This window comes from Saccharopolyspora rosea (assembly GCF_025643595.1).
In the GTDB taxonomy this organism is placed as follows: domain Bacteria; phylum Actinomycetota; class Actinomycetes; order Mycobacteriales; family Pseudonocardiaceae; genus Saccharopolyspora; species Saccharopolyspora rosea.
In genome coordinates this window covers 2,318,528-2,331,478 of sequence record NZ_CP102826.1, presented here as the reverse complement: position 1 = coordinate 2,331,478, position 12,951 = coordinate 2,318,528, and the positions used below count along the sequence as shown (strand labels likewise).

The following is a 12,951-nucleotide window of genomic DNA, read 5'->3' as shown; positions in this document are numbered from 1 at the left end:
CGACGAGCCCGGGACGCCCACCGGCTACCGCACGCTGGTGAGCGCGCGGTAGCCGCCGAGGCCGGAGCTGTCCTCGGCGTCGTCGACCTGCGACCACCGCAGCAGCAGCGCGGCCAGCGCGACGAGCAGCGACAGCTCGCCGATGAGCAGCGCGATCAGACCGGCGGTCCACTGGTCGGCGGGCAGATCGCGCGCCCAGGGCAGCGCCAGCGCGCTGTACATGTTGGCGCCCGCCGGGCCGTTGCCGATCACGCGGTGCGTGTTCATCACCGCCGCGGCGAACAGCGCGTCGGCGGGCATCGCCGCCAGCAGCAGGCCCACCCGCGCGAGGTTGGGCAGCGGTCGCGGGAGCGGATCCACGCCGATCACCGCCCACGCGAAGACGTATCCGATGACCAGGAAGCACCCGGTGATCGCCTGGTGCGCCCAGTGGAACCGCATCGCCGCGTCGAACAGGCCGGTGAAGTACAGCGCGAACGGCGCACCGGCGAACAGCGCCAGGGCGACCACGGGATGCGTCAGCACCGCCGCGAACCGCGAGCCGCCCACGATCCGCACCCACTCGCGAGGACCGGCCAGCGCGGACGTCGACGGCGCGAACGCCTGCCCGGCCAGGCTCAGCGGACCGCCCAGCACCAGCAGCATCGGCACCAGCATCGCGACGACCATGTGAGCGGCGATGTGCGCGCTGAACATCGCCGGTGCGTACCTGCCCAGCCCCGAAGACGTCGCCACCAGCACCAGCGCCCATCCGCCGAGCCAGGCCGCCGTGCGACCCAACGGCCACGTCCGGCCCTGCCTGCGCAGCCGCCGCACGCCCCACAGGTACAGCGCCGCCAGCACCACGGCCAACGGGGCGAAGAACACGTCGATGCGCCAGTCGGCCACGAGCGCGAGCGGCGTCGGCGGACCGGCCAGGTCGTAGCCGAGCAGCGTCTGCTGTCCGGTCACCGCGCGGCCCAGCAGCGCCGCCGGGGCCAGGTGCGTCGCCCCCACCGACACGGCCACCGTCACCGCCAGCACCGCGAACTCGGCCGAAGCCAGCCGCAGCAGCCGCGCGCGGGAGGGCCGGTCCGGGTCGCGCAGCGCCCTGCGGCGCAGGAACACGGCGCCGAGGCCGAGGAGCACCAGCAGCACCAGATTCGCCAGCACCAGCAGCCCGTAGGGGGTGGTGACCAGGTCGTGGACCGGGACCAGCCACCACCCGGCGGCGACTCCCGAGACGGCGACCACCAGCCAGCACACCGCCGCCAGGCGCGCATACCGGCGAGCCAGCCGGTCCGGCAGGCGGCCGCCTCGCCACAGGTGGACGATCAGGTTCAACAGCACGCCGATCCACAACGCCGCGGCCGGGACGTGCACCATCAGCGCCGCCGTGGCGACGTCGTGGCCGGTGTCGGCGGAGACGTGCCCGGTGGCCAACGGCGGGAGCAGCGCGAAGATCGCCAGGCACAGCAGGACGAGCGCGGGCTGCCAGCGCAACGCCGACCGGCTCCCGATCGCGACCACCAACGCCACGACGGCCGTCAGCAGCCACGCCTTGGGCGCTTCCAACGCGTCCACCAGCACCAGCAGGTGCGCCGGAGAGACCACATCGGACAGTCGTTGACCGGCCGTCCCGGCGGCGTCGAACACGACCAGCGCGCACGCGGCCGCGCACCAGGCGATCGCCCACCACCCGGCGCTGCGCAGTGCCGCGAACCCCTCCGGCGACACCAGCCGCGTGTTGACCGGGACCGACACGCACGCCGCGAACGCCAGTCCCCCGATGCACGCGATCGCGGCCACGTCGGCGACCAGCCGCAGCAACGGCGTTCCCACCTGGACCACCAGGCCCGGATCCGCGTTGCCGACCACCGCGTACGGACCGGTCCCGGCGAGCACGCTCAGCGCGCAGACGAATCCGACGGCGACGACACCGCCGCCGACCAGCCACCCCGCGGCCGTCCGGCGACCCGGCTGCCGTTCGTTCTGGTTCACCGCGAACCTCACACGCTCCCCCGCGCGTCGCACTTCGAAGGGCGCGCCACCGCGGGACTTCCCGATCGCCTGCCACGGCCCGTCGCCGTTTCCGCCGAGACCGTCCGGATTCCGCGCCCCGGAGGAACGCAGCGGCACATCACGCCCGGACCATTGTGCTCCCGCGCCCGCGACCTCCGTGCGGGCCCCCGACGCACCGGAGCACGAGCCGGGCGGAACGGCGGACGTCTTGTGGGCGACGGCACAGGTCCCCGGCGGCGGTGTTCGTCATCGCGCGACCGGCGACTAGCGTGCGCTGTCATGAGTCGCTCCGAGGCCGAGGAAGCCCGGCTGACGTCGCTGGCGCTGGCCGCCAGGTCCGGTGATCGGTGGGCGTTGGAGCGCTTCGTCAAGGACACGCAGCGGGACGTGTGGCGCTTCCTCGCGCACCGCGCCCACGTCCGGCTCGCCGACGACCTCACGCAGGAGACCTACCTGCGGGCGTTGAAGGGCATCCGCCGGTTCTCCGGCCGTTCCTCGGCGCGCACCTGGCTGCTGTCGATCGCCCGCCGGGTCGTGGTGGACCACATCCGCTACGAGCGGTCGCGGCCCCGCACCAGTCCCGGGGTCGACTGGACCGCCGCCGCCGACCGGGAGCAGGCCACCGCCGGCGGGATGGGTTTCGAGGAGGTCGTGGAGCTGGGCGTGCTGCTCCACGGGCTCGACGAGGACCGCCGGGAAGCGCTGCTGCTCACCCAGGTGCTGGGGCTGTCCTACCAGGAGGCGGCCGAGGTGTGCCGGTGCGCGGTCGGCACCATCCGCTCGCGCGTGGCGCGCGCCCGGGAGGTGCTGCTGGAGCAGCGGGCGGAGGACGTCGAGGGCACCGGGTGACCCGGCGGGAACTTCCGCGACGTCTCGGACGACAGTATGGACGTGGACTGCAACACCTACCGCGAGGCGCTGTCGGCGCTGCTGGACGGCGAGAGCTCTCCGATACCTGAGGAGCAGGTGGAGGCCCACGTCGCGGAGTGCCCGGCCTGCCGGTCCTGGCAGCGGCGGGCGACCGCGCTGACCCGCGCGATGCGGCTGCGGCCCGCCGAGCCGACACCGGACCTCGCGCGGTCGGTGCTCGACGCCGCGGGGCCGCTGCTGCGCCGACGGCGGGCGCGGCGGTGGCCGCGGGTGCTGCTGGGCTGCGTCGCGGTCTGCCAGCTGGCGCTGGGCGCGGCCCAGGCGCTCGGGTGGGGGCACGGGGGCCACGAGCACGCCGCGGGCGAGTGGATGGCGGGACACCTGTTCAACGAGAGCACGTCCTGGAACCTCGCGCTGGGACTGGGCATGCTGTGGACCGCGTGGCGGGTCCGGGCGAGTTCGGGCTTGCTGCCGGTGCTCACGGCCTTCCTGGTCGTGCTGACCGGGTTCAGCATCGGCGATCTGGTCGGCGGTGCCGTCACGGTCGATCGCCTTGCCACGCACGGACTTCTGGTCCTCGGCCTGGTGCTGCTGCTGGTGGTGCACCGCGACCACGCCCGCCGGCCCGGGGACCGACCTCCCGGCGACACCCGCGGCTCCGGGCGCGCCGGTCCCCCGGCGCCGTTCGACGACCCCGCCGCGGAGGACGTCCCGAGATTCCCGGAGGGACGCCGGGATCTGGGGCCGACGGGCCACCGGCGCGCCGGCTGATCGGAATTCCGGGCATCCTCGGGAACTCCGCAGCGGCCCGGCACGACCGACCGTGCGATGGACGGATCAGCTTCCGCGCGGGGCACGGCACTCAAGGGTGAGGTTCCCGAAGATCGCGATCAGGTGTGCCGAGCACGCGCCCAGCAGCTCCCGGGAGCGGGCGCACACGCCCCTGCCACGACCGGACCACCGGTCTACGCTGGGTTTTTCCACGAAATCAGCCTCGCTGAGGAGGTACCGCCATGCTCCGAACCCGGGAACTCCTCGACAGCATGACCACCCGGCCCACGCTCAGCAGCGACCACCGCGCCGCCGCCATCGAGGCCATGCAGGACTGCATCGAGGCGGTGACCGCCTGCGCCGCTGCGATGCTCACCGAGGACGACGTCGCCACCCTGGCCCCCGCGGTGAACCGCGACATGGACTGCGCCGACGTCGTCACCGCCGCCCTCAATGTCCTCACCCGCGCGGGCGGCCCGGACAGCAGCCTGCTCAGCTCCCAACTCGAAGCGTGCTTGCTCGCCTGCGAACGCAGCCACGAACTGTGCGACAGGCACGCGGCGCACCACACCCACTGCCGGATGTGCGCCGACGCCACCAAGCAGTGCGCCGACGCGTGCCGCCAAGCCCTCAACGCACTCCACGCCTGATGCCACCGGTGCGCGCCGCCGCCGGACGTCGTGGTCGGCGTGCTGCCGCCGGCGCTACCGGGCCGGTCCGGTCATCGTCTCGGCGATGATCTCGGCGAGCTCGTGCAGCTGCGCGGCGAGCGCGCGGCGCTCGTGCGGGGTGTACCGGGACAGCGCCCGTCGCTGCCGGGCGCGCAGTTCGTCGCGCATGGTGGCGAGTCGGCGGGTGCCGTCGTCGGTGAGGTGGATGAGGACCTGTCGTTCGTCGTGCTCGCAGCGTCGCCGGACGATCACCCCGTTGGCTTCGAGCTGGTTGAGCATGCGGGTGGCCGTGGGGACGCTGACCTCGGCATGGGCCGCGAGCTTGCCGACCGGGAGGCCGTCGCCCCGACCGTCCTCCGCCAACGGGGCGAGCAGTGCCAACTGAGCCCACGACAGGCCGACCGCGGACTGGCCGGCGGTCGCGGCCCGCGAGCGGCGCATGGCGTAGAACAACCGGTCCGCGGCCTGCGCCAGCTCCTCCACGCCCTCCTCGTCGGAGGTCGCCTCGCGCTGTTGTCCAGTCGCGCGCTTGCCCGTCTCCCGCATGGTTGTTAGCTTACTGAACAATTCATTTAGCATGCTAACTTCCTGGAAGGTGCGGATCATGGTCTTCCCCGCCCGCGTCGACGTCCACCAGCACATCGTGCCCCCGGCCTGGGCGCGGGCCCTGGACGACCGGGGCATGGATTCGGGCGGCTGGGCCATCCCGGCCTGGAGCGCGAGCGAGGCGATCGCGATGATGGACCGGCAGGGCATCGCCACCGGCGTCCTCTCGGTCACCTCGCCCGGCGTCCACCTCGGCGACGACGCCGACGCGCGCACCCTGGCCCGCACCGTCAACGAGTACGGCGCCGAAATGGTCAAGGACCGCCCCGACCGCTTCGGCTCGTTCGCGTCCCTCCCGCTGCCCGACGTCGACGGCGCGCTCCGCGAGGCCGAGTACGCGCTGGACGTGCTGGGCGCCGACGGCGTGGTGCTGATGTCCAACGCCCACGGGCGCTACCTGGGCGACCCCGACTTCGAACCGCTGTGGGCCGAACTCGACGCGCGCGGGGCGGTCGTGTTCGTCCACCCCGCCCAGCCCCCGATGCCGCTGCTACCAGGCACCCCCGCCCCGCTGGCCGACTACGTCTTCGACACCACCCGCACCGCGCTCAACCTGGCGCTGACCGGCGTCCTCAGCCGCCATCCGAACGTGAAGACCATCCTTTCCCACGGCGGCGGCTTCCTGCCCTACGCCGCCTACCGCTTCACCGGCCTGACCTCCACCGTCGTCGATCCCGACCGCGACGCCGACGACATGCTGCGCGACCTCAAGCGGTTCTACTTCGACACCGCCCTGTCCGCCAGCCCCAGCGCCCTGCCGGCCCTGCTCGCCTTCGCCGAACCCGGCCACGTCCTCTACGGCAGCGACTGGCCCTTCGCTCCGCGGAACGCGGGCAGCTACTACGACCACTTCCTGGAGACCTACCCGGACTTCTCCCCCGGCCAGGCCGAAGCGATCGACCGCGGCAGCGCCGAAACCCTCTTCCCCCGACTCGCCCGCTGACCCAGCGGGCCCCCGCTCCGGGTGACGCCGACCGCGCTTTTCGGCACCAATCAGCCGAACAGGACGCGGCGACACGAAGTCCACACAGGACACCGAACCGGACCCGCGATCGCCGCCCACAATTCGGCCCCGCAGCGTGCTCATCCGACCACGACGCGTCACCGACGTGAAAAGGCGCACGCCGATTCCCGGATCAACACTTGATTCATTCCAGAAAATCCATCAGACTGCCTGGCGTGCCAACGACCACTGCGGACATCGAGCGCATGTTGCGCGAGGCCGAGCTGCGTGTGACGCGTCCTCGGGTGGCAGTGCTGTCCGCTGTGCATGAACACCCGCACGCCGACACGGAGTCCGTCATCGGTGCCGTGCGCGAAGTGCTGCCCAGGGTCTCGCACCAAGCCGTCTACGACGTGCTTCGCGCGCTGACCGCGGCGGGACTGCTGCGCCGGATCCAGCCGATGGGCTCCGTGGCTCGCTACGAGGCCCGGGTCGGGGACAACCACCACCACACGGTGTGCCGGTCGTGCGGAACCATCTCCGACGTCGATTGCGCCGTGGGCACCGCTCCCTGCTTGACCGCGTCCGACGCGCACGGCTTCACGATCGACGAGGCTGAGGTCATCTACTGGGGACTGTGCCCCGACTGCGCTGCCGATTCGGAGCCCGACCAACCCACTGATCCCGAAAGGATTTCCGGTGACTGACAGCCCTGACGCCACCACCGGCGGTTGCCCTGTCGCCCACGGCGACGGGATCCCGCACCCGACCCGGGGCAACGGCAACGACTTCTGGTGGCCGAACCGCCTCAACCTGAAGATCCTGGCCAAGAACCCCGCCGTGGCCAACCCGATGGGCGAGGACTTCGACTACGCCGCGGAGTTCAAGACCCTGGACCTGGCCGCCGTGAAGCAGGACATCCTGGAGGTCCTGACCACCTCGCAGGACTGGTGGCCCGCCGACTTCGGGCACTACGGCCCGCTGATGATCCGGATGGCGTGGCACAGCGCGGGCACCTACCGCGTCAGCGACGGCCGCGGCGGCGCCGGCACCGGCCAGCAGCGGTTCGCGCCGCTGAACAGCTGGCCGGACAACGTCAGCCTGGACAAGGCCCGCCGTCTGCTGTGGCCGGTCAAGCAGAAGTACGGCCGCAAGATCTCCTGGGCCGACCTGATGATCCTGACCGGCAACGTGGCCCTGGAGTCGATGGGCTTCAAGACCTTCGGCTTCGCCGGCGGCCGGGTGGACGCCTGGGAGCCCGAGGACGACGTCTACTGGGGCGCCGAGACCACCTGGCTCGGCAGCGACAAGCGCATCTCCGGCGGGGAGGAGCGCAACCTGGAGCAGCCGCTGGGTGCGACCCACATGGGTCTCATCTACGTCAACCCGGAGGGCCCGGAGGGCCAGCCGGACCCGCTGGCCGCCGCGCGCGACATCCGCGAGACGTTCGGCCGGATGGCGATGAACGACGAGGAGACCGTCGCCCTCATCGCCGGTGGCCACACCTTCGGCAAGACCCACGGTGCCGCCCCGGACTCGAACCTCGGCCCCAACCCCGAGGCCGCTCCGCTGGAGGCGCAGGGCCTGGGCTGGCAGAACAGCCACGGCACCGGCAAGGGCGCCGACACCATCACCAGCGGCCTGGAGGTCACCTGGACCTCCACGCCCACCAAGTGGACCACCAACTTCCTGTGGAACCTCTTCAGCTTCGAGTGGGAGGTCTACAAGGGACCGGGCGGCGCCTGGCAGTGGCGGCCGAAGGGCGGCGCCGGTGAGGGCACCGTCCCGCACGCCCACGACGCGTCGAAGAAGATCGCGCCGAACATGCTCACCACGGACCTCGCGCTCAAGGTCGACCCGATCTACGAGCCGATCGCGCGGCGGTTCATGGAGAACCCGGACGAGTTCGCGGACGCCTTCGCCCGCGCCTGGTTCAAGCTGACGCACCGCGACATGGGCCCGGTCGACCGCTACCTCGGCCCGGAGGTCCCGTCCGAGGAGCTGATCTGGCAGGACCCGATCCCCAAGCCCGACTACGAGCTGATCGGCGCCGCGGAGATCGCCGCCCTGAAGGGCAAGATCGCCGAGTCCGGCCTGACCGTGCAGCAGCTGGTCTCCACCGCGTGGGCCGCGGCCTCGACCTACCGGGACAGCGACAAGCGCGGCGGCGCCAACGGCGGCCGCATCCGCCTGGAGCCGCAGCGGAGCTGGGAGGTCAACGAGCCGGAGAAGCTCGCGACCGTGATCAGCGCCCTGGAGGGCATCCAGCAGTCCTTCAACGCCGAGTCCGGCGCCAAGCAGGTCTCGTTCGCGGACCTGGTCGTGCTGGCCGGATGTGTCGGTGTCGAGCAGGCCGCCAAGGCCGCCGGGTTCGACATCGAGGTCCCGTTCACCCCGGGTCGCGGGGACGCCACCGCGGAGCAGACCGACGTCGAGTCGTTCTCCCACCTGGAGCCGGCCGCGGACGGGTTCCGCAACTACCTCGGCAAGGGCCTGCCGCTGCCCGCGGAGTACCTGCTCATCGACCGGGCGAACCTGCTGTCCCTGAGCGCGCCCGAGATGACGGTCCTGGTCGGTGGTCTGCGCGTGCTCGGCGCGAACTACCAGCAGTCGGAGCAGGGCGTGTTCACCGACAAGCCCGGCACGCTGACCAACGACTTCTTCGTCAACCTGCTCGACATGGGCACGACGTGGAAGCCGATCGACGACTCCTCGCAGTCCTTCGAGGCCCGGGACGCCTCGGGTCAGGTCAAGTGGACCGGTAGCCGGGTCGACCTGGTCTTCGGCTCGAACTCCGAGCTGCGGGCCGTGGCCGAGGTCTACGCCTCCGACGACGCCAAGGAGAAGTTCGTGCGCGACTTCGTGGCGGCGTGGGACAAGGTGATGAATCTCGACCGGTTCGACCTCGCCTGATTCCCGCCCCAGCACGGCGAAACGAGCCCCCGTCCGCACTCGCGGGCGGGGGCTCGTCGCGTGACGGTCACGCCGGTTCACCCCGGCCATGCCCAGGAGTCCTCCTCGCACGCGATCTCGGTGCACGCCGCGCACATCGGCCACCCGCCCGGCGGGCGTTCGTCCGGTCCCCAGCCGATTTCCCCGCAGAGCCCAGGGACGACGGTGCCGCTCCCGTACGGTTTCGTCGGCGCGTCGCGTTTCGCCCAGTGCACGACGCGCTCGCGCCACGACGGCGCGTACCGCAGCATCGAACCCGCCGTCCGGACGGCGGCCGGGAACGCGGACGGAAACTCGCGGTCCGACGCGCTTTCGAGCTCGGAACGCGCGAGCGGCGGTACGTCACTGGCGAGCGCGGCGAGCACGAGGCACGTCGGACACGGGTTGCCCGTCAACGCGTCGACGATCTCGGCTTCGTCCGGCACGAGCCGGTCGCCGCACGGCGACACCCACCCGACGGGACCGACGCGGTAGGCGTGCACCTCCGGCGGCCGGTCCGTCGGCGCGCACTCCGGTCGGAGCCGCGCCAGGACCACCGCCCCGAAGCCCTGCCCGTTCACGCGGCACGCCCCGAAACGCGACGACGAAGCCGTTCCTCCCGACGCCGCGCCGCCGCCCTCAGCGCACGACTCTCCCGATGCCCCGGCAACCACCACACGAGGAACAGCGGAACGAAGATCACCGCCCAGGCCAACAACCCGAGCAACAACGCCAGTGCTTCATGCATGGCGCCAAGATCGGCCGGATTGCCCGGTACGGCGGGTACAGGCCGGAGCACTGCGGCAAGGGGTACGTGTTGTACCCCTTTGCTCGAATGGGCTACACGGTCAGCCCGAGCTGGCGAGCGAGTCCCCGCGCCTCCGACTGCACCATGCGCCCGCCGGAGGTCACCAGATCTCCGGCGATGCCCCGCGAAAGCGGGTGGCAGCGCATGGATTCTTCGGAGATCTTCGTCGCCCGCTGCAACACGTGCAGTGTCGCCGGGTAGTCCTTGCGCTGGTGATACGCCCGCGCCGTCTCCAGCCACAACCGAGCCCGACGGTCCACTGAGGGCACTGAATCGGGGTCGATCTGCTCGGCCGCATCGATTGCCCGGCCGGACTTGCGCAGGTCGACGTGGACGGACACCCCGGTCAGGTCGGCGTTGGCGCGACCGAACAGCGTCCACGGGTGTGCGTACCCACCGGGCAACCGCCCGGCCATGTCGTCCGCCTGGTCCAGGTTCCGCAGGGCGTCGCCCTCCCTGCCCATGCGGGCCGCGGTGATCGCCGCGTGCAGCCGACACGAGCCCCACAACGCCCGGACGCCGTCGCCGTCGCTGTCCAAGTACGGCTCCAGGAGCCCGGCCGCGTCGGTGACCAGGCGGTACGCGTCGTCTTCACGTCCGGTGGCTCGCCACACGTTGCCGACCACCCACGCGGCCCCGGCCAACGCGGCAGGGTCGTCGGCTTGTTCAGCCGACGCCATGCAGCGATCCGCCGACAACCACAACAGTGCCGAATCGGACACCCACGCGAGCACCTGTTCCGCCAAGGCGTACGCGGCCGACAGCGCGGCGTGCGCCTGTCGGCGCTCGTCGCCATCGAGAACGCGGGTTGCCCGCCGGGCATCCCGGATGATCTGCGGCAGGACCGCGCCGACGGACTTGCGCGGAGTCGGCGACGAGTGCCAGAGCGCCCACGCATCGGCGGTGCGTCGGTGCAGCTCCGCCGGGTCCGGGCGCGGTTCGGGTGAGACGCTGAGCATCGTCTCCTCGATCGCCTCGCGCATGGCCGGAACCACCTCGTGCGAGCCCCGGCCGACGATCGTCGTCGGCGGCTTCTCGCCGGTCAGTTCGCTCAAGTCCTGCACGCCTAGCGCATCGGCGAGCTGCACGAGTTTTTCCCAGCGTGGCGGGTGCAGCCTGCCTTTCTCGACTGCCTTGAGCCATTCGGCAGACCTGCCGACAAGCCCGGCGACGACCGGCCGTGACTTGCCGCGCCGCTCCCGGATGATCTGGATGCGTTCGCCGATGGTCTTGCCTGCAAGCTCGTCCGTCACGACGGATCACCTCTTCGCGGAAGGGGCCTCTTCGCGAAACCCCCGGCCCAGCAGCCGGGGGCACACGCGAAAGAAGCTACCGCCGAGCGTAGCGATCTCCCGGTCAGGTGACGAGGAATCGGGCGCCCCGGAGCTGCCGCGGTACGCCCGTTCGGCCTAGCGGCAGCCCGGCTGGCTCCGACTCCCTCCCAGCGGTCAGATCTTCAGCGTCGGGTTGCGGAGGTCGAACCAGGCCGCGAGGTCGAGTGCGCGTTCCAGGCCGGAGCGCTGCACCGTGCTGATCTCCGCGGCGCTGGCGGTGGCCGCCGCGCGCACCTTCGCCGGGTCGTAGAGGTCGAACATGGGATGCCCGGTGTCGAGCAGTTCCCGGGTCTGCCGTTGGATCTCCGCCAGGTAGTTCGGGTCGAAGCTACCCGGGTAGCCGCTCTTCTTCCGGTCGGCGACCGAGGCGGGCAGGGTGTCGCGGGTGGCGCCGCGCAGCAGCGACTTCTCCCGGCCGTCGTAGGTCTTCAGCGCCCAGGGGGTGTTGAACACGTACTGCACGAGGCGGTGGTCGCAGAACGGCACCCGCACCTCCAGGCCGACCGCCATGCTCATCCGGTCCTTGCGGTCCAGCAGGGTCTGCACCATCCGGGACAGGTGCAGGTAGCAGACCTCGCGCATCCGCCGCTCCAGCCCGGTTTCGGTGTCCTTGTGCGGAACTTCGGCGAGCGCGGCCCGGTAGTTGTCCCGCACGAAGTTCGGCAGGTCCAGCCGTGCGGCGAACTCGTCGCCGAGCAGGCCGGTCGCGTTGATCGGCGAGTTCTGGTTGGCCAGCCACGGGAACGTCTCGGCGTTGCGCTGCCGGTCGTCGTGGAACCACGGGTACCCGCCGAAGACCTCGTCGGCCGACTCACCGGACAGCGCCACCGTGGAGTGCTCGCGGATCGCCTTGAACAGCAGGTACAGCGAGTTGTCCCGATCCCCCAGTCCGACGGGGAAATCGCGCGCTCCGACCGCGGCGCGGCGCACCTCCGGATCGGCCATCGCCGCGCCGTCCAGCACGATGTCCGAGTGCTCGCTGCGCACGTGCTCGGCGACCGCGTGCACGTACGGCGTGTCCTGGGTGGGAGCGATCTCCTCGGCCCGGAAGTTCTCCGCCTGGTTCGGGAAATCGACCGCGAAGCTGCGCACCTGCTCGCCCTGCTCGGCGAGCTGCCCGGCGGCGATCGCGGTCATGGCGGAGGAATCGAGCCCGCCGGAGAGCAGGGTGCACCGCGGCACGTCCGCGACCAGCTGCCGGGCGATGATGTCGTCGAGCAGCTCCCGCACGTGCGCGACGGTGTCCTCCTGCGAGTCGGTGTGCTCGGAGACCTCCAGCGCCCAGTACGCCTGTTCGCGCAGCCCGTTGCGGTCCACCACGGCGACGTGACCCGGGCGCAGCTCGCGCATGCCCCGCCAGATCGCCGCACCGGGCGTTTTGACGCCCGCGAACACCTCGCGCAACCCGTCGAGCGTCACCACGCCCTCGACGAGCGGGTTGGCCAGGATCGCCTTGGGTTCGGACCCGAACAGCACCCCGTCTTCGGTCTCGAAGTAGTAGAACGGCTTGATGCCCATCCGGTCGCGGACCATGACCAGCTGTTCGGTCCTGGCGTCCCAGATGGCGAACGCGTACATCCCGTTCAGCCGGTCGACCAGCGCACTGCCCCATTCCAGGTAGCCGCGCAGCACGACTTCGGTGTCCGAATCGGTGTGGAACACGTGACCCCGCGACCGCAGCTCGGTGCGCAGCTCGACGAAGTTGTACGCCTCGCCGGAGTAGACCATCGCGACCGCGCCGTCCGCTGTGTCGATCGACATCGGTTGGGCGCCGCCGGGCAGATCGATGACCGCGAGCCGGCGATGCCCCAGCGCGGCGTGCTGCGCCGTCCAGGTACCGACCGCGTCCGGGCCGCGGCAGGACATCGTCTCGGTCATCGCGTCCAGGACGGGCTGCTGGGCGGACAGGTCGCGCCGGAAGGAGACCCACCCCGTGATACCGCAGATCGTGACCACCCCATTACGTCATGTTAATTAGTTAACAACGCTAACGTTGCAGACGGCGCGCGGAACCGC

Annotated in this window: 11 protein-coding genes; 6 read left to right on the top strand and 5 right to left on the bottom strand. The window is 71.4% G+C overall.

Annotated features, from left to right (window positions below; all coding sequences use genetic code 11):
• Positions 1–24: 24 nt before the first annotated feature.
• Positions 25–1,980 (bottom strand): bifunctional copper resistance protein CopD/cytochrome c oxidase assembly protein, encoded by a 1,956-nt coding sequence (locus NV263_RS10910; protein ID WP_263252705.1) that lies wholly within the window; start codon positions 1,978–1,980, stop codon positions 25–27.
• A 300-nt stretch (positions 1,981–2,280) separates the two neighbouring features.
• On the opposite strand from NV263_RS10910, the gene NV263_RS10905 reads away from it, so the two are divergent.
• The 3 genes from NV263_RS10905 to NV263_RS10895 all read left to right on the top strand — a co-directional run bounded on the left by NV263_RS10905 (position 2,281) and on the right by NV263_RS10895 (position 4,292).
• On the top strand, positions 2,281–2,850 hold the full coding sequence (locus NV263_RS10905) for a sigma-70 family RNA polymerase sigma factor (RefSeq protein WP_263252704.1): 570 nt from the start codon (positions 2,281–2,283) through the stop codon (positions 2,848–2,850).
• 42 nt (positions 2,851–2,892) lie between these two features.
• Positions 2,893–3,642, top strand: coding sequence for a zf-HC2 domain-containing protein (locus NV263_RS10900; protein WP_263252702.1), 750 nt, complete (start codon positions 2,893–2,895; stop codon positions 3,640–3,642).
• Between the two features lie 242 nt (positions 3,643–3,884).
• On the top strand, positions 3,885–4,292 hold the full coding sequence (locus NV263_RS10895; protein WP_263252700.1) for a four-helix bundle copper-binding protein: 408 nt from the start codon (positions 3,885–3,887) through the stop codon (positions 4,290–4,292).
• A gap of 54 nt (positions 4,293–4,346) precedes the next feature.
• Here NV263_RS10895 and NV263_RS10890 read toward each other — a convergent pair whose 3' ends face one another.
• Entirely contained in the window at positions 4,347–4,859 is a 513-nt protein-coding gene (locus tag NV263_RS10890) for a MarR family winged helix-turn-helix transcriptional regulator (RefSeq protein ID WP_263252698.1), read from the bottom strand.
• Positions 4,860–4,890: 31 nt separating this feature from the next.
• On the opposite strand from NV263_RS10890, the gene NV263_RS10885 reads away from it, so the two are divergent.
• The 3 genes from NV263_RS10885 (at position 4,891) to katG (ending at position 8,775) form a co-directional block, all read left to right on the top strand.
• Entirely contained in the window at positions 4,891–5,862 is a 972-nt protein-coding gene (locus tag NV263_RS10885) for an amidohydrolase family protein (protein WP_317630412.1), read from the top strand.
• 266 nt (positions 5,863–6,128) lie between these two features.
• Positions 6,129–6,569 (top strand): Fur family transcriptional regulator, encoded by a 441-nt coding sequence (locus tag NV263_RS10880; RefSeq protein WP_263252696.1) that lies wholly within the window; start codon positions 6,129–6,131, stop codon positions 6,567–6,569.
• Positions 6,562–8,775: a catalase/peroxidase HPI gene (katG, locus tag NV263_RS10875; RefSeq protein ID WP_263252693.1), complete on the top strand. Its 2,214-nt coding sequence runs from the start codon at positions 6,562–6,564 to the stop codon at positions 8,773–8,775. Before NV263_RS10880 ends, katG begins: the two co-directional genes overlap by 8 nt.
• Positions 8,776–8,852: 77 nt before the next feature.
• Here katG and NV263_RS10870 read toward each other — a convergent pair whose 3' ends face one another.
• From NV263_RS10870 to asnB, 3 genes are all read right to left on the bottom strand, one after another.
• The gene (locus tag NV263_RS10870) at positions 8,853–9,374 is read right to left on the bottom strand and encodes a DUF3039 domain-containing protein (protein ID WP_263252692.1); all 522 of its coding nucleotides are present in this window, start codon (positions 9,372–9,374) and stop codon (positions 8,853–8,855) included.
• A 259-nt stretch (positions 9,375–9,633) separates the two neighbouring features.
• Positions 9,634–10,854 (bottom strand): helix-turn-helix domain-containing protein, encoded by a 1,221-nt coding sequence (locus tag NV263_RS10865; protein ID WP_263252691.1) that lies wholly within the window; start codon positions 10,852–10,854, stop codon positions 9,634–9,636.
• A 195-nt stretch (positions 10,855–11,049) separates the two neighbouring features.
• A complete protein-coding gene (gene asnB / locus NV263_RS10860) occupies positions 11,050–12,882 on the bottom strand; it encodes an asparagine synthase (glutamine-hydrolyzing) (protein WP_263254156.1) in 1,833 nt (610 codons plus the stop codon).
• Positions 12,883–12,951 lie beyond the last annotated feature (69 nt).

Excerpts from the sequence above, each read along its gene's own strand:
- NV263_RS10885 (WP_317630412.1), top strand. The coding sequence starts at position 4,891 with ATGCTAACTTCCTGGAAGGTGCGGATCATGGTCTTCCCCGCCCGCGTC.
- NV263_RS10890 (WP_263252698.1), bottom strand. The coding sequence starts at position 4,859 with ATGCGGGAGACGGGCAAGCGCGCGACTGGACAACAGCGCGAGGCGACC.
- NV263_RS10880 (WP_263252696.1), top strand. The coding sequence starts at position 6,129 with ATGTTGCGCGAGGCCGAGCTGCGTGTGACGCGTCCTCGGGTGGCAGTG.
- NV263_RS10905 (WP_263252704.1), top strand. The coding sequence starts at position 2,281 with ATGAGTCGCTCCGAGGCCGAGGAAGCCCGGCTGACGTCGCTGGCGCTG.
- NV263_RS10895 (WP_263252700.1), top strand. The coding sequence starts at position 3,885 with ATGCTCCGAACCCGGGAACTCCTCGACAGCATGACCACCCGGCCCACG.